This window comes from Methylibium sp. (assembly GCF_013817345.1).
Lineage (GTDB): Bacteria > Pseudomonadota > Gammaproteobacteria > Burkholderiales > Burkholderiaceae_C > Methylibium.
Genome location: NZ_JACDCW010000036.1, coordinates 1 through 20,511 on the forward strand (window position 1 = coordinate 1; position 20,511 = coordinate 20,511).

Sequence of the window (20,511 nt, forward strand, 5' to 3'; positions counted from 1 at the left end):
AGCAGCAGCATGGCGCTCCGAGGGGTTGGTGTCATTTTGAAACCTGGGCTTACGACAAACTGACTCGAAGCGGCCGCGTCGGCACCCTCGCCTCAGTGCTTACCCGCGACGCCCATGAAAAAGCGGCCCTTTCGGGCCGCTTCGGTGGAGAAATGCCTTTTCACCAAGCCTGCATTTGCAGGCTCCGAGCCGGCGGTCAGCGCGCTGCCAGGCGCTGCCAGGTTTCGACGACGGTGTCGGGATTGAGCGAAATCGAGGCGATGCCTTCGTCGGCCAGCCAGTCGGCGAAGTCCGGATGATCGCTCGGCCCTTGACCGCAAATGCCGACGTACTTGCCGGCGGCGAGACACGCCTTGATGGCGCGCGAGATCAACGCCTGCACGGCAGGGTCGCGTTCGTCGAAGTCGGCCGCCAACAACTCCAGGCCGGAGTCGCGGTCCAGCCCGAGGGTGAGTTGGGTCAGGTCGTTCGAGCCGATCGACATGCCGTCGAAGTGCTCCAGGAAGGCCTCGGCCAGGATCGCATTGCTGGGGATCTCGCACATCATGATGACCTTCAGCCCGTTCACACCGCGCTCGAGCCCGCGCTCGGCCAGCATGCCGACCACGCGCTCGGCCTGCTTCAAGGTGCGCACGAACGGCACCATGATCTCGACGTTGACCAGACCCATGTCGTGGCGCACGCGCTTGAGCGCCTCGCATTCCATTGCAAACGCTTCGCCGAACTCGGCGCTGATGTAGCGCGAAGCGCCGCGAAAGCCCAGCATGGGGTTCTCTTCCTCGGGCTCGTAACGCGAGCCGCCGATCAGCTTCTTGTACTCGTTGGACTTGAAGTCGGACAGGCGCACGATCACCGGCTTGGGCCAGAAGGCGGCCGCAATGGTGGCGATGCCTTCGGCCAGCTTGTCGACGTAGAACGCACGCGGCGAAGCATGGCCGCGCGCCACGGATTCGACCGCCTTCTTCAGGTCGGCATCGATGTTCGGATAGTCGAGGACGGCCTTCGGGTGCACGCCGATGGCGTTGTTGATGATGAATTCGAGCCGCGCCAGGCCGACTCCGGAGTTCGGCATCTGCGCAAAGTCGAAGGCGAGCTGCGGGTTGCCGACGTTCATCATGATCTTCACCGGACACACGGGCAGTTCGCCGCGCTGCACTTCAGTGATTTCGGTCTCGAGCAGGCCGTCGTACACGTAGCCGGTATCGCCCTCGGAGCACGCCACGGTGACCAGTGCGCCCTCGCGCAGGGTCTCGGTTGCATCGCCGCAACCGACCACCGCTGGAATGCCGAGTTCGCGCGCAATGATGGCCGCATGGCAGGTGCGCCCGCCGCGGTTGGTGACGATGGCCGAAGCCCGCTTCATCACCGGCTCCCAGTTCGGGTCGGTCATGTCGGTGACCAGAATGTCACCGGTCTGCACCTGGTCCATGTCGGCAATGCTTTGCACGACGCGCACGGGGCCGGTGCCTATCTTCTGCCCGATCGCCCGGCCTTCGGCCAGTACGGTGCCCTGCCCCTTGAGTCGAAAGCGCTGCTCGGCCTTGCCTTCGGCCTGGCTCTTCACCGTCTCGGGCCGCGCCTGCAGGATGTAGAGCTTGCCGTCACTGCCGTCCTTGCCCCATTCGATGTCCATCGCGCGGCCGTAGTGCTGCTCGATGATGATTGCGTACTTCGCCAGTTCGGTGACGTCGGCATCGCTCAACGAAAAGCGGTTGCGCTGCTCGTGGGCGGTGTCCACTGTGCGGACCAGCTCGCCCGTCTTCGCGTGCTCCTCGGTGCTCGCGAACTCCATCTTGATGAGCTTGGAGCCGAGGTTGCGGCGGATCACAGCGAGCTTGCCGGCCGCCAGCGTCGGCTTGTGGACATAGAACTCGTCGGGGTTCACGGCGCCCTGCACCACCGTCTCGCCCAAGCCGTAGCTGGAGGTGATGAAGACCACATCCTTGAAGCCCGACTCGGTGTCGATCGTGAACATGACGCCGGCTGCACCGAGATCGGAGCGCACCATGCGCTGCACGCCGGCCGACAGTGCCACGTCGTCGTGCGCATAGCCCTTGTGTACGCGGTAGCTGATGGCGCGATCGTTGTAGAGCGAGGCAAATACCTCGCGCATCTTCGGCAGCACCTCGTCGATGCCGACCACGTTGAGGAAGGTTTCCTGCTGACCGGCGAAGCTGGCGTCGGGCATGTCTTCGGCGGTGGCCGAGGAGCGCACGGCGAACGAAGCGTCGGCATTGCCTGCGGTCAGCGCGGCGAAGGATTCGCGGATCGCCGCTTCGAAATCGGCGGGAAAAGGCTGCGCTTCGACCCAGCCGCGAATCTGCGCGCCAGCCTCGGCAAGGGCGCGCACGTCGTTCGTGTCTAGAGCGGCGAGTCGGGCGCTGATACGCCCGGCGAGTCCGTCATGCCGAACGAACTCGCGAAAGGCATGCGCCGTGGTGGCGAAGCCGCCGGGCACCCGCACGCCCGAGGCGGCAAGCTGGCTGATCATTTCGCCGAGGCTGGCGTTTTTGCCGCCGACCGCCTCGACATCGGTCATTCTCAGGGTTTCGAGCGGGACGACCAGGGCGGTCGCATCGATGGTGGACATGGTGGGAAAGCTCCGGGAGGTGATGAAACCGGGTCGCCCGCGTCATGTCCCACGACATGCGGCCAGAAGGCTCGACGCTCACCGGCCGCGCGTACGCCGTTTTGTTCTTTTTGTGTCGGCGCGGGGCTCATGGTGTGGCAGCGGGCGAAAGTTGATTTAGATTGTACGGGCCCGATTCCGTGCGTTTCCTCTCACAGCCCATGCCCAACCGCACCGTGTTCTTCGTCTCAGACGGCACCGGAATCACTGCCGAGACCTTCGGCAATTCGATCCTGGCGCAGTTCGCCGCCAAGCCGCGCCATGTGCGCCGGCCCTTCATCGACAGCGCCGACAAGGCCCACCAGGTGGTGCGCGAGATCAACGGCACCGCCGAGCGCGAGGGCAAGCGGCCGATCGTCTTCACCACCCTGGTCGATGCCGAGCTGCTTGCGCTGGTGTCGCAGTCGCACGGCATGGTGCTCGACATGTTTCGCGCCTTCGTCGAGCCGCTGGAGATCGAGTTCGGCGCCAAGTCCAACCACCGGGTCGGCCGCTTCACCGACGCCTCGCAGAGCCAGGAATACACCGACCGCATCGAGTCGATCAACTTCTCGCTGGCGCACGACGACGGCCAGTCGTCGAAGAACCTCGATATCGCCGATGTGATCCTCGTCGGCGTGAGCCGTTCGGGCAAGACGCCGACCTCGCTCTATCTCGCCATGCAGCACGGCGTGAAGGCCGCGAACTATCCGCTGATCCCCGAGGACTTCGATCGCGGCGCACTGCCCAAGCCGCTGGCACCGCACCGCGCCAAGTGCTTCGGCCTGACCATCGCGCCCGAGCGGCTCGCCAAGATCCGCCATGAGCGCCGGCCCGACAGCAAGTACGCCTCGCTGGACAACTGCCGTTTCGAGGTGGCCGAGGCCGAGGCGATGATGCGCCGCGAGGGCATTGCCTGGCTCAGCTCGACGCACAAGTCGATCGAGGAGATCGCCACCACCATCCTGCGCGACATTCGCCCGGACCGGCTGGTCTACTGAGTCCGGCTTCCTTCACCGTCTGCCCCGCTGGCTCCGAGCTGCCTGGCCGGCCACGCGCCGGCTGCAGGCAGATCCGCCCGCCGATCAGCGCGATCGGGCGGCGCGTGTCGCTGCCGCTCGACGGAGCCGCCGCCATTCGTCGCCATTTCAGAGCAGGCGGCTCAGTGCCGGTGGGCTCGTGCCGGCGGTCGGAGCCGCGTCCGCAGGGTCCGAAGAATCGGCAGCCGCAGCGCTTTCATCTGTTTCGTCCGCATCGGCGATCAGGGCGTCGAGCGGCAGATGGGCACGCACCTGCGCCTCCGGCAAGGCCTCGACCGCGCGCAGTTGCCGATCGATCGCGCGGGTGCGCACGCCGGCGTCGTCGATGGTCCTGGTGGCCTCTTCGAGCTTCTTGCGGGTCTTGGCGAGCACGGCACCGAAACGGCCGAACTCGGTCTTGACGGCGCCCAGCACTTTCCAGACTTCCGAGCTGCGTTTTTCCAGCGCCAGGGTGCGAAAGCCCATCTGCAGGCTGTTGAGCATGGCCAGCAAGGTGGTGGGCCCGGCCAGCGAGACGCGGTGCTCTCGCTGCAGCAGTTCCATCAGTCCGGGACGGCGCAGCAGTTCCGCATACAGGCCCTCGGTAGGCAGGAACAGGATCGCGAAGTCGGTTGTGTGCGGCGGCGCTACGTACTTCAGCGCGATGCTGCGCGCCTCGTCACGGATGCGCACTTCGAGCGCCTTGCCGGCGGCGTCGGCCGCCTCCTTGTCGGCGCGGTCCTGCGCATCGAGCAGGCGTTCGTAGTCCTCGCGCGGGAACTTGGCGTCGATGGGCAGCCACAGCGGCGCACCGTCCTCGCTGCGGCCCGGCAGGCGGATCGCGAACTCGACCCGTTCGCTGCTGCCGGGCACCGTGGCGATGTTGGTGGCGTACTGCTCGGGCGTGAACACCTGCTCCAGCAGTCCGGCCAACTGCACCTCGCCAAAGACGCCGCGGCTCTTGACGTTGGTCAACACGCGCTTGAGGTCGCCCACGCCCTGCGCCAGCGTCTGCATCTCGCCCAGGCCGCGGTGCACCTGCTCGAGCCGCTCCGCCACCTGCTTGAAGCTTTCGCCCAGGCGCTGCTCGAGCGTGGCGTGCAGTTTCTCGTCCACCGTGGCGCGCATCTGTTCGAGCTTCTTCTCGTTGTCGGCCTGGATGCTTTGCAGCTTCGTCTCGACCGCAGCACGCATCTCGACCAGGCGGCGCTCGGTCGCGTCGGACACCGCGCGCAACTGCTCGCCCAGCGCATCGGCAAAGCGCTTGAGGCTCGCCGCCTGCTGCTCGGCCATGCGGCCCAGCCCGGCGTCCTGCGCCTCACGCGCGCCCTGCGCCTGCGTGCCCAGTGCGATCGTGGTCGCACGCAGCGTGTCGGCCAGCATCTGCTGGGTCGCCGCGAGCTGCGTGCGGAAACTGTCGATTTGCTCGTTCTGCGTTCGCGCCACATCGCCTTGCTGGGCGAACAGCGTCTGCTGAAAGGTCGCCAGCGTGATGCCAAGCTCGGTACGGGTTGCCGCCGAGCTGCGATCGATTTCGCTGCGCAGCATGTCACCGCTGCGCGCGACCTCGTCGCGCTGAGACTGGGTGCCGCGGCCGAGTTCATCGCGCAGTTCGCGCGCGAGCCGTTCGCTGGCGTCCCGCAGTGCGGCCTGCGTCGTTTCCTCGAAGCGTTGCCGGGCGCGCGCCTCGCCGCGGCGCAGCGCGAGCCAGGCAACCAGCAACAGATTCAGCGCGGCCAGGGCCAGCAGCGTGGGGAGCATCCAATCCATCGGCGGAATTGTCGCAGCGGCTTCAGCGGCGGCGAAGCAGGCGCAACGCCGCCTCGAACGCGCCCTGCAGCAGCAGCGCCAGCAAAGCGGCGGGCACCGCGCCGGACAGAAGCACCGCCGTGTCGTTGAGCGCGAGGCCGGCGACGATGCGCTCGCCGTAGCCGCCGGCGCCGATGAACGCGGCCATCGTCGCGGTACCGACATTGATCGTCGCGGCGGTCTGCACGCCGGCCAGCAAGGTCGGCATGGCCAGCGGCAGCTCGACGTGGCGCAGGCGCTGCCCGCGCGTGAGGCCCAGCGCCTGCGCAGCCGCCGACAGCTCCGAGCCCACGCCGACCAGCCCGGCATGCGTGTTGCGCACGATCGGCAGCAGCGCATACAGGAAGAGAGCGAGCAGCGCCGGCACGAAGCCGATGCCGCCGATCAGCACGATCAGGAACGCGAGCATCGCGAGCGACGGGATGGTCTGGATCACGCCGACCACACCCAGCACGGTCTGCGCCAGCGCCGGTTGCCGCCAGGCCAGCACGCCCAGCGGCACGCCGAGCGCAGCGGCCAGCGCCAGCGAGCCGAACACGAGCGTCAGGTGCTGGCCGGTGAGGCGCCAGAAATCCGGTGCCCAAAGCCGCTGCCAGAAACGCGCGCCGGTACTCTGCTGCGAAGGAGTGCGCTGCGCGGCATCGGCGACCGGCTGTGGTGCATCAGCGTCGCCTGGCTTCGGTCGCGCAGCCTCGCCGGGCTTCGACAGGCCGGCGACGAACTCGCGCGCCACCTCGGCATAGGGCCGGCGATCGAGTTCGACCGCCGCATTGAGCGCGATCATGCGCGGCGCGTCGATGCGCCCGGCCAGCGTCTGCAGCGCTGCGGCGTCGAGGCCGGCGCGCATCAGCAGCACCGCCTCGTAGGAGGGAAAGAAGCGGCGATCGTCGCGCAGCACGCGCAAGGCGCCGCTCGCCAGCCGGGCGTCGGTCGAGTAGAGGTCGATCACATCGACCTGGCCCTCGGCCAGGGCGGTGTAGGCCAGGCCGTGATCCAGACCGGCAGGAAACGCGAACGGCAGGCCGTAGGCACGACGCAGCGCCGGCCAGCCGTCGGTACGGCCGAGGAACTCGTGCGAGAGGCCCAGGCGCAGGCCCTGCGCGGCCGGGCGCTTCAGGTCGGAGATGGTTTCAAGGCCAAGGCGCGCTGCGTCGGCCTCGCGCAGCGCCAAGGCGTAGCTATTGCTGAAGCCCAGCGGCACGGTGGCCTTCAGGCCGCGTGGCGCGAGCCAGTCGTTGAGCTGGTCCAGCGAAGGATCGCCCTCGCGCTTCAGCAGTTCACGGACGATGGTGCCGGTGTACTCCGGATAGACATCGATGCTGCCGCTGGAGAGCGCCTGTTCGAGCACGGCGGTGTTGCCCAATCCGGGCCGATGCTCGGCCGGCACGCCGGCGCGAGCCAGCGTCTCGGCGACGATCGCGCCCAGCAGATAGGACTCGGTGAAGCGCTTGGAGCCGACCTGCACCGTCGCCGCCGATGCGCCGACGGCGGCTCCCAGCACGAGCAGCAGCGCGGTCGCCAGTCGCGGGAAAGCAAAGGGGCCACGCATCGTGGCCCCAGTGTCGCAGGCGTTCGCGGCCCCGGCCGCTCCGCTCACCGCTCCCGTCGGATCATGACGCGGCAATCGGGCTTCAGCGCATCAACGGGTCGTCAGCACCTCGGGATTCACCGGCGTCGGCGGAGCGCCGGCCTGCGGGCCGTGTCCGAGTGCCGCGATCAGGTTGTCGACGGCCAGGCTGGCCATTGCACGCCGCGTCGTGACGGAAGAACTCGCGATGTGCGGCGTGAGCACGACGTTGAGCACGTCCAGCAGGCCCGCATGCACCTTGGGCTCGCCCTCGAACACGTCGAGCCCGGCAGCGGCGATGCGGCCGGCCTTCAGCGCCTCGGCCAGTGCGGCGTCGTCCACCACGCCGCCGCGGGCGATGTTGGTGAGCGTCGCGCTCGGCTTCATCAAGGCCAGCTCGGCAGCGCCGATCGCATGGTGCGAGGCGGGCGAATAGGGCACGACCAGCACCAGGTGGTCGGCCTCGCGCAGCAGCGTGGCCTTGTCGACGTAGCAGGCCTTCACCTCGGCCTCGATCTCCGGCGTGCAGCGCGAACGGTTGTGATAGATCACCTGCATGCCGAAGCCCAGGGCGCCGCGGCGCGCAATCGCCTGGCCGATGCGGCCCATGCCCAGGATGCCCAGCGTGGTGCCGTGCACGTCGGGGCTCGCGAACTGGTCGTAGTGCCACTTGCTCCACGCGCCGCTGCGCAGGTAGCGCTCCGACTCCGCGATGCGGCGCGCCGCCGCCATCATGAGCGCGAAGCCGAAGTCCGCGGTGGTCTCGGTCAGCACGTCGGGCGTATTGGTAACGACGATGCCGCGCGCGGTGCAGGCGGCCACGTCGATGTTGTTGTAGCCGACCGCCATGTTGCACACGGCCTCGAGCGCCGGGCAGGCCGCCAGCACCTCGGCGTCGATGCGCTCGCTGCCGGTGGTGAAGGCGCCCGCCTTGCCTTGCAGCCGCTCGATCAGCTGGGCCTTGGTCCAGACTGCGTCGTCCGGATTGACCTCGACCTCGAAATGCGCGCGCAAGCGCTCGACGATGTCGGGAAAGGCCTTGCGGGCCACGAGAACCTTTTTCATGTCTTTCGTCCTGTTGATTGAAATCAGAAACAGCCGCCGGACCGCGCCTGGTTTACCGCGACATGCGCTGCGGCGAGATCCCAGGCCGCCTGGCCCACGGTCTTGAACACGGGAGCTGGTCCCGGCGCCCCCGAAACGTCGAGGTGATCGACCAGCTCGGTGACGCTCCCCCAGTCGATACCGGCTTGAATCAGATCACCGGCTTCGTGCCGGGCTCCGGGCAGCGCGTCTACCACCACGGCGCGCAAGCGCAGCAGCGAGGGCGGCAGCTCGGCCATGTGTGGCTGGAAAGCACCCACGCCGACGACCAGCAATTCGTCGCGCAAACCGTCGGGCAGTACCGGACGGGTCGCCGTGGTCAGCGTGACGACAGCGTCGACTCGCGAGAGGGCTTCATCGATCGATACCGCCGCTCGAAGCCGCACGCCAGGGCAGGACAGCACGACCGCATCGACGAACGCAGCCACCCGAGCTTGATCGCGGCCGACGACCTCTACGCGTTCGAGCCCACCGAGCTCCGCCAGCAGCCGTGCATGCTCGAGTGCCTGCGCGCCGGTACCGACGAGAGCGACCGAGCGCAGCGGCTGACGCGACAGCACGCGCAGGCCCAGCGCCGTGACGGCTGCCGTGCGGCGCGCGGTCAGCGTCGGGCCATCGAGCAGCATGAGCGGTTGGCCGTTCCCGGCGTCGGTGACCAGGACCAGCCCCTGGATCGTCGGCAGGCCGCATCCGGAGTTGTGCGGATGAACCGTCACGAGCTTGGTGATGGCGAGCTCGGCATCGGCAGCCGGCATGACGAGATAGCTGCCTTCAGCAGGCAGTGGCAACGCCAGACGCTCGGGTGCGTTCAGCGAGCCTGCACGGCGCGCACGCATGGCCTGGATCACCGCCTCGACGAGCGCCGCTGCGGGCAACAGCGCGCGCGTGGCGGCAGCGTCGAAGACGGGCAGGCTGGCGGTCGCCAAGCCGCCTCAATCGAGAAAACGCGCGAAGCTGGCGACGGGCTCGCGCTCGGTGACCAGCCTGTTCGCCACCGCGTCGGGGGCCGCGTGGCCGAGCGACATGCCGCACACCAGCATCTCTGTTTCGGGCAGCTGCAATTCGCGCTCGATCACCTTGTGAAACGGCGTGAAGGCGGCCTGCGGGCAGGTGTCGAGGCCCCGGCCGCGCGCGGCCACCATGATGTTCTGCAGGAACATGCCGTAGTCGAGCCAGCTGCCTTGCTCCAGGAGGCGATCGATGGTGAAGACGAGGCCGACCGGCGCATCGAAGAACACGTAATTGCGGCCGAACTGCGCATGCATGCCGGCCTTGTCGGTCTTGGCGATACCGAGCAGGCTGTAGAGATCCCAGCCGATCTTGCGGCGCCGGTCGATGTAGGGCGATGCCCACTGGCGTGGGTAATAGGCGTATTCCTCGCGCTGCTCGGCGAGCTGCGCCGGATCGTCGTGGACGGCAAGCAGCGCCGCGCTCAGGCGCGCCAGCGAGGCGCCGGTGAGCACCCTCACCTTCCACGGCTGGGTGTTGGTCCCTGAAGGCGCCCGCGCCGCGACGCGCAGGATGTCTTCAATAGTGGCGCGGGGGATCGGCGTCGGCAGGAAGGCGCGCACCGAGCGCCGCGAAGCAATTGCCGCATCGACGGCGGCGGTGCTTTCAGTGGGCACGGCGGCCAGGTCGGGGGGCGAAGAATGCATCGTCGAGTGGGCGGCAGGCAAGGTCATGGCCGCTGATTATGAGAGCCCGAGTCCGAGCGCCCGCGCCATGCACGAGCGCAGTGCAGCGCCGCGCGGTAGGTGGCGAGTTGCACGGCCACCGTGTCTTCGATGACGCGCCCGTAGCCGCCACCCATCGTCAACACCACCGGAATCGCCCGGTCGGCGCAGGCGGCGAAGACGCGCCGGTCGCGCTCTGCGAGCCCTGCGGCGCTGAGCTTCAGCCGCCCGAGGCGGTCACCCTCGTGCGGGTCGGCGCCGGCCAGGTAGAACACCAGGCCCGGAGCCGCGTCAGCGTGGCGAGCCCACAGCGTGGCGAGCGCGGCATCGAGGGCTTGCAGGTATTCGTCGTCGCGGCAGTCGTCAGGCAGTTCGATGTCGAGGTCGCCCGGCTCCTTGCGAAAAGGAAAATTCCTGGCGCCGTGCAACGAGAGCGTGAAGACGCTGGGGTCGTCGCGAAAGATCGCTGCGGTGCCGTTGCCTTGGTGCACGTCCAGATCGATCACCGCCACGCGCAGCAGCGAGCGCGGCATCGTCAGCGGTGTGCGGTGCCATTCCGCCTGCATCAGCCGCGCCGCCACGGCGATGTCGTTGAACACGCAGTAGCCCGCACCGCGCCCGGCCTGGGCATGGTGGGTACCGCCCGCAAGATTGGCGGCCACCCCTTCCCTCAATGCGGCCCGTGCCGCCGCAATGGTTGCGCCGACCGAGCGGCGAGACCGCTCGACCATGCGCTCACTCCAGGGAAAGCCGATCTCGCGCTGTAACGCCGGTGCAAGCAGGCCGCGCGTCACGGCCTCCACATAGGACGGTTCGTGCGCCAGCGCAAGCTCGCCGTCGCTTGCGACGGGCGCCTCGATCAGTCGCACTGCCGGCAGTTCAGCGGCGATGCGCTCGCGCAGCAGCGCGTACTTCGCCATCGGAAACCGGTGCCCCACGGGCAACGGCAAGACGAAGTGATCGCTGTAATACGCCTGCATCATGGCTCGGGCATTGTGCGAGTGCGCTGCATCCGGAGCACCCGGGCTGTCTTCCCGGAGAACGGTGTTTTTTACGCAATGCCCCTCTATATGGTGCGGCGCAGCAAAAAGTGCTTGCGCACGGGAAAACCTGCGTATACTTGCGTTATGTTGCAGTGCACCAATCGATTCCTTGCTGCAACCGACCGCAACCTCAATGGAGACCGAAAATGCTGACCACTGAACAACTGATGACCGCCCACAAAGCCAATGTCGAGACCCTGTTCGGCCTGACCTCCAAAGCCTTCGAAGGCATGGAGCAACTCGTCGCGCTGAACCTGCAAGTCGCCAAGGCCGGCATGACCGAAGCTGCCGACCACACCCGCGCCGCGCTGTCGGTGAAGGACGCTCAAGAGCTCCTGGCCCTGCAAGCCAGCCTGCTCCAGCCGGCCGCCGAGAAGGCCGCCGCCTACAGCCGCCACCTGTACGACATCGCTTCGGGCACCACCGCCGAAGTGAACAAGATCGCGGAAGGCAAGATGGCCGAAGCGCAGAAGGGCTTCATGGCCGCGGTCGACTCCGCCGTCAAGAACGCGCCGGCCGGCAGCGAGAACGCCGTCGCCCTGGTGAAGTCAGCGGTTGCCGCCGCCAACAACGCGCTCGAAGGCGTGCACAAGGCCGCAAAGCAAGCGCAGGACGTGGCGGAAGCCAACTTCCAGGCGATCAACACCAGCGCGGTCAAGGCTTCGCAAGCGGCCACCGCCAAGGCCCGCCGCTAAAAGCAGGACCGGCTCGGGAGCGATAGCCGCTGAGCCGCAATGCCGGATCGAGTCGCTCGTTCGACGTTTGAAGCACGGCGGAAATAACGCACAGCATCTCACCGTTGTCCGGCGCACCGACTGAAAAAGTTCGGTTCTGCCTCTTGAATTCGGGAGGCCGACGCAGTATCTGAAGAGAGTGGCCGGTATCACCGGCGCCTTTTCGAAAGCTTGTCTCCTCGGTACCTCGCGAACTCAGGTTCCAGGTACCTTTCGGCCCGGGGTTCGCCCCGGGCCGTTTTTATTGGCGCGACCGATGGGCATGCCGGGAGGCAGCCACCCTGCTTCGAGTTACCCCGCCAAACGGCGGCGTTTGAGCCGCCGTTATGCCGATCCGCGATAAGCAATCGATTTATCTGTCGTTCGCATTCGCGCATGCGCTCCGTACAGTCGAATCTCGGCAACTTTTTGCGGCAGCGCAGCAGTCCCCATGGATCTCATCGCAGTCCTCGTCGGCTTCGGCGTCGGCGCCATCGTCGGCATGACCGGCGTCGGCGGCGGCTCGTTGATGACGCCGCTGATGATGGGCGTCTTCGGGCTGCCCCCGGCAGTGGCGATCGGCACCGACCTGTGGTTTGCCGGGCTGACCAAGATTTCAGGCTCGGTGGCGCACTGGCGCCACAAGCACATCGACAACCGCATCCTGCTGCAATTGCTGGCCGGCAGCCTCCCGGCGGCCATCGCGATGGTCGCGCTGATGCACCTGACAGGCATCACCAAGGCCTGGGGCAGCGCACTGACGTTCTCGCTCGGCATCGCGCTGCTGCTCACCGCGCTGGTCGTGGCCTTTAAATCGACTTGGCACCGGCTCGGCCTGCGCCTGGAACGCTGGTTGCCGGAGAGGCGCAAGGCCGGCTGGACCGTCGCCTCGGGTGTGCTGCTCGGCGTGCTGGTGTCGATCACCTCGATCGGCGCGGGCGCCATCGGGGCCACATTGATCCTGCTGCTCCACCCGCGTCTGGAAACGCGGCGCCTGGTTGGTACCGACATTGCGCATGCTGTGCCGCTCACGCTCGTGGCCGCCATCGGTCACGCCACGCTTGGGCATGTGGACTGGGCATTGCTGGCCACGCTGCTGATCGGCTCGATCCCCGGCATCTGGGTCGGCGCCCAACTCACCCGCCGCATGCCCGAGCGACTGGTCCGCGGCCTGCTCTGCGCCTCGTTGCTGGGCGCCGGCTTCAAGGTCATTCACTGAAACTTTTCGGCAGACACGACGATGTACCAATACACCGACTTCGACCGCCGCTTCGTCCACCAACGCGCCGCGCAGTTCCGCGACCAGCTTGAGCGCAATCTCGCCGGCACCCTGGGCGAGGACGAGTTCCGCGCGCTGCGCCTGCAGAACGGCTGGTATATCCAGCGCCATGCGCCGATGGCGCGCATCGCCGTGCCCTACGGCGAGTTGAGCAGCCGGCAGCTACGCCAGCTCGGCAGGATCGCGCGCGAGTTCGACCGCGGCTACGCCCACTTCACCACGCGCCAGAATTGCCAGTACAACTGGATTCCGCTGGAACGTGCCGCCGACGTGATGGAGCTGCTGGCCGACGTGGACATGCACGGCATCCAGACCAGCGGCAACTGCATCCGCAACATCACCAGCGATGCGCTGGCCGGCGTGGCGCCCGACGAGTACGTCGATCCCCGGCCCTACTGCGAACTGATGCGCCAGTGGAGCAGCCTGCACCCGGAATTCGCCTTCTTGCCGCGCAAGTTCAAGATCGCGGTGACCGGCTCGGCCGAGGACCGCGCCGCGACCTACTGGCACGACATCGGCCTGCACCTGCACAAGAACGCCGCCGGCGAGATCGGGTTTCGCGTGCTGGCCGGCGGCGGCATGGGCCGCACGCCGATTCCTGCGGCGCTCATGCGCGAGTTCCTGCCCTGGCAGCAGATCCTCGTCTTCATCGAGGCGATCGTGCGCGTCTATAACCGCTACGGCCGGCGCGACAACATGTACAAGGCGCGCATCAAGATCCTGGTCAAGGCCGAGGGACAGCGCTTCGTCGATCAGGTCGAAAAGGAATTCGACGCAATCTTGAACCGCGACGTCGATGGCGACGCGCAGATCATTCCGCAGGCCGAGTTCGACCGAGTCGCCGCGGGCTTCAAGCCGCCGCCGGGCGTGGCGGCCCATGCCTCTAGCGGCGATGGCGCCCCGGCCGATCCGCCCGCCGCCTACCGACGCTGGCTCGAGCGCAACGTGCACGGTCACCAGCTCGCCGGCTACCGCGCGGTGACGCTCTCGCTCAAGCGCGCAGGCCTGGCCCCCGGTGATGCCACCGACGTGCAGATGGAAGCCGCAGCCGATCTTGCCGAGCGTTATTCGGGCAGCGAAGCGCGTGTTACCCACGACCAGAACCTGCTACTGCCCTGGGTGCGCGAGGCCGATCTTTACGCCCTGTGGCAGGCCGCGCGCGACGCCACCTTCGCCACACCCAACATCGGCCTGCTGACCGACATGATCGCCTGCCCCGGCGGCGACTTCTGCGGTCTGGCCAATGCACGCTCGATCCCGCTGGCCGCGCAGATCACCGAGCGCTACGCCGACCTCGACGAGCTCTACGACATCGGCGACATCGACCTGCACATCAGCGGCTGCATCAACTCCTGCGGCCACCACCACAGCGGCCACATCGGCATCCTCGGCGTCGACAAGGACGGCAAGGAGTGGTACCAGGTCTCGCTTGCCGGCACCGACGGCTCCGTGCTCTCCGGCGGCATGGGCAAGGGACAGGTGGTGGCGGGCAAGGTGATCGGCCCGTCCTTCGCCGCCGACGAGGTGGCCGACGTGATCGAGGCGGTGATAGAGACCTACCGCGGCGAGCGCACGGCAGCCAACGAGCACTTCATCGACACCGTCAAGCGGGTCGGCCTGGAGCCGTTCAAGTCGGCCGCCAATGCGGTGCGGCGCAGCACGGCGAAGACAGCGGAGGCCGCATGATGAAGTACATCGATCGCCATCGCGACGAGTGGCGCACCGTGGGCGGCGAAGACGGCCCGATGGTGAGCATCACGCCGGCCCGCGGGCAACTGCTCACCCTGCAGCAATGGCACGGCGTGCGGGCGCAATGGCCGGCCGATCTTCCGGTGGGCGTGGTCGTGCCCAACGATGCGGATATCGAAGAGATCGAGGCCGACCTGCCCCGCTTCGCCCTGATCGCGCTTCATTTTCCCAAGTGGACCGACGGCCGCGCCTACAGCCAGGCCCGGCTGCTGCGCACACGCTTTCGCTACGGCGGCGAAGTGCGCGCAACGGGCGAGGTTGTGGTGGACATGATGCCGCTGCTCGCACGCACCGGCTTCGACGCCGTGCTGCTGCGTGCCGGCGAGAGCCGCGAAGCAGCCGAGCGCGCCATGGGCTTCTTCCCCGCCCACTATCAGGGGGACGTGCGCGACAGCCGCCCGCTGTTCGCGCTGCCGCCGGGCGCCGCCGAGGAACTGGCTCGAGAGCCGGTGGTCGAGTTCAACAATCCGGGTGCCGCGATATGAGCCGGGTTGTTCGCTCATCGGCGTCGGGACGCCACACCGGGGCGCTCACGACATGAATGCCGTGGACCTGTACGCCCGCCGCACCCAGGGTTTCGACGCCGGGCTCGCGCGCACGGTCGCCTTGCTGAAAGACGCAGCCGCCGAGCACGCCGGGCACATCGTGCAGGCCACCAGCCTGGGCGCCGAAGACATGGTCGTCACCGACCTGATCGCTCGCCATGCACTGCCCATCGCCATCGGCACCCTGGAGACGGGCATGCTGCATGACGAGACGGTCGCGCTGATCGGCCGCATCGAACAGCACTACGGGCTGCCGGTCGAGGTCTATCGCCCCAGACAGGAGGCCGTGATCGACTTCGTGCGCAGCCACGGCGAGCGCGCCATGTACAGCAGCCTGCCGCTGCGCAAGAGATGCTGCGGCATCCGCAAGCTCGAACCGCTCTCGCGCATGCTCGGGGAGCGCAGCGCCTGGGTCACCGGCCTGCGTCGCGAGCAAAGCAATGCCCGCGGCGAAGTGCCCGAGCGCGATCAGGATGACGCTGGGCGCCTCAAGCTCAATCCGCTGGCCGACTGGACCTGGGGCGACGTGTGGCACTACATCGCCGCGCAAGGCGTGCCCTACAACCCGCTGCACGACGAATTCATGCCCAGCATCGGCTGCGCCCCCTGCACGCGCGCCATCGCGGTCGGCGAGCCTTTCCGGGCAGGCCGGTGGTGGTGGGAAGACGAGTCCGCCAAGGAATGCGGGCTGCACGTGATGCAACAAGAACAACCCGCCGTCTCGATGATCGGAGCACCGCAGTGAACGCCGCCCTGAAACCGAACCACCTGCTGCCCCACGTGGACCAGCGCCATCTCGACGCGCTCGAGGAAGAAGCCATCTTCATCCTGCGCGAAGTGGCCGGCGCCTTCGAGCGCCCCGCCCTGCTGTTCTCCGGCGGCAAGGATTCCTGCGTCGTGCTGCGGCTGGCTGAGAAGGCCTTCAAGATGCGTATGCAAGGCAGCGACTTCGAGGGCCGCCTGCCCTTCCCGCTGCTGCATGTCGATACGGGCCACAACTTCCCCGAAGTGATCGAGTTCCGCGATCGCCGCATCGCCGAGATGGGCGAACGCCTCGTCGTGGGCCACTTGGAAGATTCCATCCGCCGGGGGACGATCCGCCTGACTGAGCCGCTCGAGTCGCGCAACGGTCACCAGACGGTGGCTCTGCTCGAAGCCATCGAGGAGCACCGCTTCGACTGCCTCATCGGCGGCGCACGTCGCGACGAGGAAAAGGCGCGCGCCAAGGAACGCATCTTCAGCCACCGCGACAGCTTCGGCCAGTGGCAACCCAAGGAGCAGCGCCCCGAACTCTGGTCGCTCTTCAACACGCGCATCAAGCCGGGCGAGAACTTCCGTGCCTTCCCGATCAGCAATTGGACCGAGCTCGACGTGTGGCTCTACATCGCACGCGAGAACATTCCGCTGCCCAGTCTGTATTTCGCGCACGACCGCGAAGTGATCCGCCGCAAGGGCCTGCTCGTGCCGGTGACCGATGTAACGCCGCCGCAGGCGGGTGAAACGGTCGAAACCGCACAGGTGCGCTTTCGCACGGTGGGCGACATGACCTGCACCTGCCCGGTGGAAAGCGCAGCCGCCAATGCCGCCGAAATCGTGGCCGAAACGCTCACCGTCACTGTCAGCGAACGCGGCGCCACCCGCATGGACGACCGCACCTCCGAGGCTTCGATGGAGCGGCGCAAGAAGGAAGGGTATTTCTGATGAGTCTCTCAATCGCCCGATCGGCACGGATCGACCGACTCCTTCCCCCTCTGGGGGAAGACCGGGATGGGGGCCTCTACACCGCACCCCCCTCTCCTGACGAACTTACCCACCGCGCCCTGCGCTTCCTTACCGCCGGCTCGGTGGACGACGGCAAGAGCACGCTGATCGGCCGCCTGCTCTACGACAGCCGCGCCATCCTCGCCGACCAGCTCGACGCGCTGGAGAAGCGCGCCGCCGGCGCGCCGATCGACCTTTCGCTGCTGACCGACGGCCTCGAGGCCGAACGCGAACAGGGCATCACCATCGACGTGGCCTACCGCTACTTCGCCACCCGCCAGCGAAAGTTCATCATCGCCGACGCACCGGGCCACGAGCAGTACACCCGCAACATGGTCACCGCCGCCGCGGGCAGCGACGCGGCCGTGGTGCTGGTCGATATCACCAAGCTCGACTGGCGCACCCCCAAACCGCTGCCCGGGCACGCGGCGGCGCAGGTGGAACTGCTGCCGCAGACCCGTCGCCATTCGCTCCTGGCCCGCTTGTTGCGTGTGCCGAACATCGTGTTCGCCATCAACAAACTCGACGCGATCGATGCCGACGCCGAAGCGGCGTTCACGGCCGTGCGCGAAGCGCTGCTCGACTTCGCCGGGCAGGCCGACATCGACGTGGCCGCCGTGGTGCCCGTGTCGGCCCTGCGCGGCGACAACGTCACCACGCACTCCACCGTCTGGTCCTGGTACCACGGCCCGACGCTGCTGGAGCTGCTGCACCGCCTGCCCGCCACCGATGAGCGCCATGACGGCGCGCTGCTGATCCCCGTTCAGTACGTCTCCCGTCCCGGCGAACAGGGCACCGGCCATCGGCCGCGGACGATCTGGGGCCGCATTGCTCACGGCCAGGTGCAGGCGGGCGACACCGTGCAGGTGTTTCCCGGCGGCCAGACCGCAACCGTCACCGAAGTGCGGCGCGCAGGCGCGGTGGTCACGGGCTGCGAAGCAGGCCAGTCGGCCGGCTTGGTGCTCGACCGCCAGCTCGACGTTTCGCGCGGAGACTGGATTGCCAGCACCGCCTCGGAGGATGTGGCACCGCTCGCTACAACACAGCGCTTCGCGGCTACGTTGGCCTGGCTCGACACAGAGCCCGCACAGATCGGTCGCAAGTACTGGGTCCGGCACGGCCATCGCTGGGTGCAGGCGCGCATCACGGCGATCGACAGCGTTCGCGATGTGCACACGCTCGCCGACACCGACGCGCACCAGCTCGGTGTCAACGAGATCGGCCGCGTGCAAATCGAAACCCAGGCGCCGCTGCCGGTCGAGGCTTATGCCGACAATCGCATCGGCGGCTCGATGATCGTCGTCGATCCCGCCACCAACCGCACCAGTGGTGCCCTCCTCGTCGCATGAAAGCTTTCTTGCATCCCGTCGTCTTCATCGGTGCCGGCCCCGGCGCGGCCGATCTCATCACCGTGCGCGGCGCTCGCCGGCTCGGCGAAGCCGATGTCGTGCTGTTCGATGCGCTCACCGATCCGGCGCTGCGTGCGCTGGCACCGCGAGCGCGCTGGGTTGATGTAGGCAAGCGCGGCTTCTGCGATTCGACCGGCCAGACGCGCATCAACGCGCTGCTCGTCAAGTTTGCGAGCGAAGGCCTGCGCGTGGCGCGGCTCAAGGGCGGCGACCCCAGCGTCTTCGGCCGCCTCGAAGAAGAACTCCAGGCCTTGACCGAGGCCGGGCTGAGCGCTGAAGTCGTGCCTGGCGTCACGGCGGCCATTGCCTCGGCCGCTGCCCTGCAGCGCCCGCTTACCCGGCGCGGCACAGGCCGAAGCGTGAGCCTCACGACGGCGATGACGCGCTCAGGCAATCTGCAAGCCGGGCGCAGTGCCGACACCGAAGTCTTCTACATGGCGGGCCGCCAGCTCGCCGCCCTGTCGCGCCGGCTGCTGGACGCCGGCTGGGCCGCCGACACGCCGGTGGCCGTGGTTTCGCGCGCCGGCTGGCCGGACCAGTTGACCAGCGATCACCGTGTCGCGACTTTGGCCGAGGCCAGCGTCCTGCATGCCGGCCGCCCGGCGGTGGTGACCGTGGGCGTGGGGGCTGGCGCATTGCCGCGCGCCGCACCCCGAGACCCCACCGCGGACGCTGCCGCGCCCTGCGAGCTCGAGAGCCGCAACCACTAAAATCACGGGTTCTCGCGCCGAAGAGCGCACCCTCCTCATCAAAACAACGTCATGACCCACGTCGTCACCGAATCGTGCATCCGCTGCAAGTACACCGACTGCGTCGATGTCTGCCCGGTGGACTGCTTCCGCGAAGGACCGAACTTCCTGGTGATCGACCCCGACGAGTGCATCGATTGCGCGGTGTGCATTCCCGAGTGCCCTGTGAACGCCATCCTTCCCGAGGAAGACGTGTCGCAGGAACAGCAGAAGTTCATCGCCATCAACGTCGAGCTGTCCAAGAAGTGGCCCAGCATCACCAAGCGCAAGGCGGCACCGCCCGATGCCGACGACTGGAAAGACAAGACCGACAAGCTGAGCGAGCTGATCCGCTGAACGAACAGCTCCCGACACCCGCCAAATCTCGTTGACACATGGAACCACAACTCAACCCCGCGGTGAGCCAGACGGCGAACCGCCACGACGGCCCCATCGAAACCGATGCCGTCATCGTCGGCGCCGGCCCTGTGGGCCTGTTCCAGGTCTTCGAGCTCGGTCTGCTCGAGATCAAGGCGCACATCATTGACTCGCTTGGCTATCCCGGCGGCCAGTGCATCGAGCTCTACCCCGACAAGCCGATCTACGACATTCCGGCCGTGCCCGTGTGCACCGGCAAGGAGCTGACCGACAACCTGCTCAAGCAGATCGAGCCGTTCGGCGCGACCTTTCATCTGGGCCAGGAAGTCACGCTGGTGAACAAGCGCGAAGATGGCCGCTTCGACCTCGAGACCAGCAAAGGCACGCGCTTCATCACCAAGACCATCTTCATCGCCGGCGGCGTGGGCTCGTTCCAGCCGCGGTTGCTCAAGGTGGAGGGTCTGGATGCGTTCAATGACACGCAGGTGTTCTACCGCGTCAAGAGCCCGGCACAGTTTGCCGGCAAGAACCTCGTCATCGTCGGCGGCGGCGACTCCGCGCTCGACTGGACGCTCAACTTCGTGCAGGACGGGCCGAACAAGGCCGAGAGCGTGATCCTCCTGCACCGGCGCGACGGCTTCAAGGCCGCGCCGGCTTCGGTCGCCAAGATGCGCGAACTGTGCGAGGCCTACGAGATGCAGTTCGTCGTAGGACAGGTCACGGGCATCGAGCAGGCGAACGGCCGGCTCACGAACATCAAGGTGACGGGTGGGGACGGCGTCACGCGGCTGGTGCCGCTGGACGTGCTGCTGGTGTTCTTCGGCCTGTCGCCCAAGCTCGGGCCGATCGCGCAGTGGAGCCTGAACATCGAGCGCAAGCAGGTGGTGGTCGATACCGAGAAGTTCGAGACCAACGTGCCGGGTATCTTCGCGGTGGGCGACATCAACGTTTATCCGGGCAAGAAGAAGCTGATCCTCTCGGGCTTCCATGAAGCCGCGCTCGCCGCCTTCGGCGCGGCGCCCTATGTCTTTCCGGACAAGCGCATCCACCTGCAGTACACGACCACGAGCCCGAAGCTGCACAAGGTGCTCGGCGTCGATACGCCGGTGTTCGATTGACGCGCGAG

General features: G+C 67.4%; 18 protein-coding genes. 11 read left to right on the forward strand and 7 right to left on the reverse strand.

What is annotated here, in order from left to right; translation table 11 throughout:
- Positions 1-196: 196 nt before the first annotated feature.
- Entirely contained in the window at positions 197-2,590 is a 2,394-nt protein-coding gene (ppsA, locus tag H0W40_RS08870) for a phosphoenolpyruvate synthase (RefSeq protein WP_292445429.1), read from the reverse strand.
- Positions 2,591-2,790: 200 nt separating this feature from the next.
- On the opposite strand from ppsA, the gene H0W40_RS08875 reads away from it, so the two are divergent.
- The gene (locus tag H0W40_RS08875) at positions 2,791-3,609 is read left to right on the forward strand and encodes a pyruvate, water dikinase regulatory protein (protein ID WP_292445431.1); all 819 of its coding nucleotides are present in this window, start codon (positions 2,791-2,793) and stop codon (positions 3,607-3,609) included.
- Between the two features lie 147 nt (positions 3,610-3,756).
- Here H0W40_RS08875 and rmuC read toward each other — a convergent pair whose 3' ends face one another.
- The 6 genes from rmuC to H0W40_RS08905 all read right to left on the reverse strand — a co-directional run bounded on the left by rmuC (position 3,757) and on the right by H0W40_RS08905 (position 10,760).
- On the reverse strand, positions 3,757-5,388 hold the full coding sequence (rmuC, locus tag H0W40_RS08880; protein WP_292445485.1) for a DNA recombination protein RmuC: 1,632 nt from the start codon (positions 5,386-5,388) through the stop codon (positions 3,757-3,759).
- 31 nt (positions 5,389-5,419) lie between these two features.
- Entirely contained in the window at positions 5,420-6,985 is a 1,566-nt protein-coding gene (locus H0W40_RS08885) for a glycine betaine ABC transporter substrate-binding protein (protein WP_292445433.1), read from the reverse strand.
- A gap of 90 nt (positions 6,986-7,075) precedes the next feature.
- On the reverse strand, positions 7,076-8,068 hold the full coding sequence (locus H0W40_RS08890; protein ID WP_292445434.1) for a D-glycerate dehydrogenase: 993 nt from the start codon (positions 8,066-8,068) through the stop codon (positions 7,076-7,078).
- A gap of 23 nt (positions 8,069-8,091) precedes the next feature.
- A complete protein-coding gene (locus tag H0W40_RS08895) occupies positions 8,092-9,033 on the reverse strand; it encodes a delta(1)-pyrroline-2-carboxylate reductase family protein (RefSeq protein ID WP_292445435.1) in 942 nt (313 codons plus the stop codon).
- 6 nt (positions 9,034-9,039) lie between these two features.
- Entirely contained in the window at positions 9,040-9,762 is a 723-nt protein-coding gene (locus tag H0W40_RS08900; RefSeq protein WP_292445487.1) for a nitroreductase, read from the reverse strand.
- Between the two features lie 23 nt (positions 9,763-9,785).
- A complete protein-coding gene (locus tag H0W40_RS08905; protein WP_292445488.1) occupies positions 9,786-10,760 on the reverse strand; it encodes a histone deacetylase in 975 nt (324 codons plus the stop codon).
- Between the two features lie 209 nt (positions 10,761-10,969).
- On the opposite strand from H0W40_RS08905, the gene phaP reads away from it, so the two are divergent.
- The 10 genes from phaP (at position 10,970) to H0W40_RS08955 (ending at position 20,503) form a co-directional block, all read left to right on the forward strand.
- The gene (gene phaP / locus H0W40_RS08910; protein WP_292445437.1) at positions 10,970-11,518 is read left to right on the forward strand and encodes a TIGR01841 family phasin; all 549 of its coding nucleotides are present in this window, start codon (positions 10,970-10,972) and stop codon (positions 11,516-11,518) included.
- A 469-nt stretch (positions 11,519-11,987) separates the two neighbouring features.
- On the forward strand, positions 11,988-12,755 hold the full coding sequence (locus tag H0W40_RS08915) for a sulfite exporter TauE/SafE family protein (RefSeq protein ID WP_292445439.1): 768 nt from the start codon (positions 11,988-11,990) through the stop codon (positions 12,753-12,755).
- Positions 12,756-12,776: 21 nt separating this feature from the next.
- A complete protein-coding gene (locus tag H0W40_RS08920; protein ID WP_292445441.1) occupies positions 12,777-14,501 on the forward strand; it encodes a nitrite/sulfite reductase in 1,725 nt (574 codons plus the stop codon).
- Positions 14,501-15,049, forward strand: coding sequence for a DUF934 domain-containing protein (locus H0W40_RS08925; RefSeq protein WP_292445442.1), 549 nt, complete (start codon positions 14,501-14,503; stop codon positions 15,047-15,049). Before H0W40_RS08920 ends, H0W40_RS08925 begins: the two co-directional genes overlap by 1 nt.
- 52 nt (positions 15,050-15,101) lie before the next feature.
- A complete protein-coding gene (locus tag H0W40_RS08930; protein WP_292445444.1) occupies positions 15,102-15,854 on the forward strand; it encodes a phosphoadenylyl-sulfate reductase in 753 nt (250 codons plus the stop codon).
- Complete coding sequence (cysD, locus tag H0W40_RS08935) at positions 15,851-16,810, forward strand: sulfate adenylyltransferase subunit CysD (RefSeq protein ID WP_292445446.1); 960 nt, start codon at positions 15,851-15,853, stop codon at positions 16,808-16,810. The genes H0W40_RS08930 and cysD overlap by 4 nt, the downstream gene beginning before the upstream one ends.
- Positions 16,810-18,219, forward strand: a complete 1,410-nt coding sequence (locus H0W40_RS08940) for a GTP-binding protein (protein ID WP_292445448.1) — start codon at positions 16,810-16,812, stop codon at positions 18,217-18,219. The genes cysD and H0W40_RS08940 overlap by 1 nt, the downstream gene beginning before the upstream one ends.
- The gene (gene cobA / locus H0W40_RS08945) at positions 18,216-18,989 is read left to right on the forward strand and encodes a uroporphyrinogen-III C-methyltransferase (protein WP_292445450.1); all 774 of its coding nucleotides are present in this window, start codon (positions 18,216-18,218) and stop codon (positions 18,987-18,989) included. Before H0W40_RS08940 ends, cobA begins: the two co-directional genes overlap by 4 nt.
- Before the next feature lie 51 nt (positions 18,990-19,040).
- Positions 19,041-19,364, forward strand: a complete 324-nt coding sequence (fdxA, locus tag H0W40_RS08950; protein WP_292445452.1) for a ferredoxin FdxA — start codon at positions 19,041-19,043, stop codon at positions 19,362-19,364.
- 38 nt (positions 19,365-19,402) lie between these two features.
- Complete coding sequence (locus H0W40_RS08955; RefSeq protein ID WP_292445453.1) at positions 19,403-20,503, forward strand: NAD(P)/FAD-dependent oxidoreductase; 1,101 nt, start codon at positions 19,403-19,405, stop codon at positions 20,501-20,503.
- The last annotated feature ends 8 nt before the right edge of the window (positions 20,504-20,511 follow it).

What these genes read in the sequence shown, in the direction of transcription:
- H0W40_RS08905 (WP_292445488.1), bottom strand. Translation starts at nt 10,760, where the DNA reads ATGCAGGCGTATTACAGCGATCACTTCGTCTTGCCGTTGCCCGTGGGG.
- ppsA (WP_292445429.1), bottom strand. Translation starts at nt 2,590, where the DNA reads ATGTCCACCATCGATGCGACCGCCCTGGTCGTCCCGCTCGAAACCCTG.
- H0W40_RS08920 (WP_292445441.1), top strand. Translation starts at nt 12,777, where the DNA reads ATGTACCAATACACCGACTTCGACCGCCGCTTCGTCCACCAACGCGCC.
- H0W40_RS08925 (WP_292445442.1), top strand. Translation starts at nt 14,501, where the DNA reads ATGAAGTACATCGATCGCCATCGCGACGAGTGGCGCACCGTGGGCGGC.
- H0W40_RS08930 (WP_292445444.1), top strand. Translation starts at nt 15,102, where the DNA reads ATGAATGCCGTGGACCTGTACGCCCGCCGCACCCAGGGTTTCGACGCC.
- H0W40_RS08875 (WP_292445431.1), top strand. Translation starts at nt 2,791, where the DNA reads ATGCCCAACCGCACCGTGTTCTTCGTCTCAGACGGCACCGGAATCACT.
- H0W40_RS08890 (WP_292445434.1), bottom strand. Translation starts at nt 8,068, where the DNA reads ATGAAAAAGGTTCTCGTGGCCCGCAAGGCCTTTCCCGACATCGTCGAG.
- H0W40_RS08915 (WP_292445439.1), top strand. Translation starts at nt 11,988, where the DNA reads ATGGATCTCATCGCAGTCCTCGTCGGCTTCGGCGTCGGCGCCATCGTC.
- fdxA (WP_292445452.1), top strand. Translation starts at nt 19,041, where the DNA reads ATGACCCACGTCGTCACCGAATCGTGCATCCGCTGCAAGTACACCGAC.
- phaP (WP_292445437.1), top strand. Translation starts at nt 10,970, where the DNA reads ATGCTGACCACTGAACAACTGATGACCGCCCACAAAGCCAATGTCGAG.
- cobA (WP_292445450.1), top strand. Translation starts at nt 18,216, where the DNA reads ATGAAAGCTTTCTTGCATCCCGTCGTCTTCATCGGTGCCGGCCCCGGC.
- H0W40_RS08940 (WP_292445448.1), top strand. Translation starts at nt 16,810, where the DNA reads ATGAGTCTCTCAATCGCCCGATCGGCACGGATCGACCGACTCCTTCCC.
- rmuC (WP_292445485.1), bottom strand. Translation starts at nt 5,388, where the DNA reads ATGCTCCCCACGCTGCTGGCCCTGGCCGCGCTGAATCTGTTGCTGGTT.
- H0W40_RS08885 (WP_292445433.1), bottom strand. Translation starts at nt 6,985, where the DNA reads ATGCGTGGCCCCTTTGCTTTCCCGCGACTGGCGACCGCGCTGCTGCTC.
- H0W40_RS08955 (WP_292445453.1), top strand. Translation starts at nt 19,403, where the DNA reads ATGGAACCACAACTCAACCCCGCGGTGAGCCAGACGGCGAACCGCCAC.
- H0W40_RS08900 (WP_292445487.1), bottom strand. Translation starts at nt 9,762, where the DNA reads ATGCATTCTTCGCCCCCCGACCTGGCCGCCGTGCCCACTGAAAGCACC.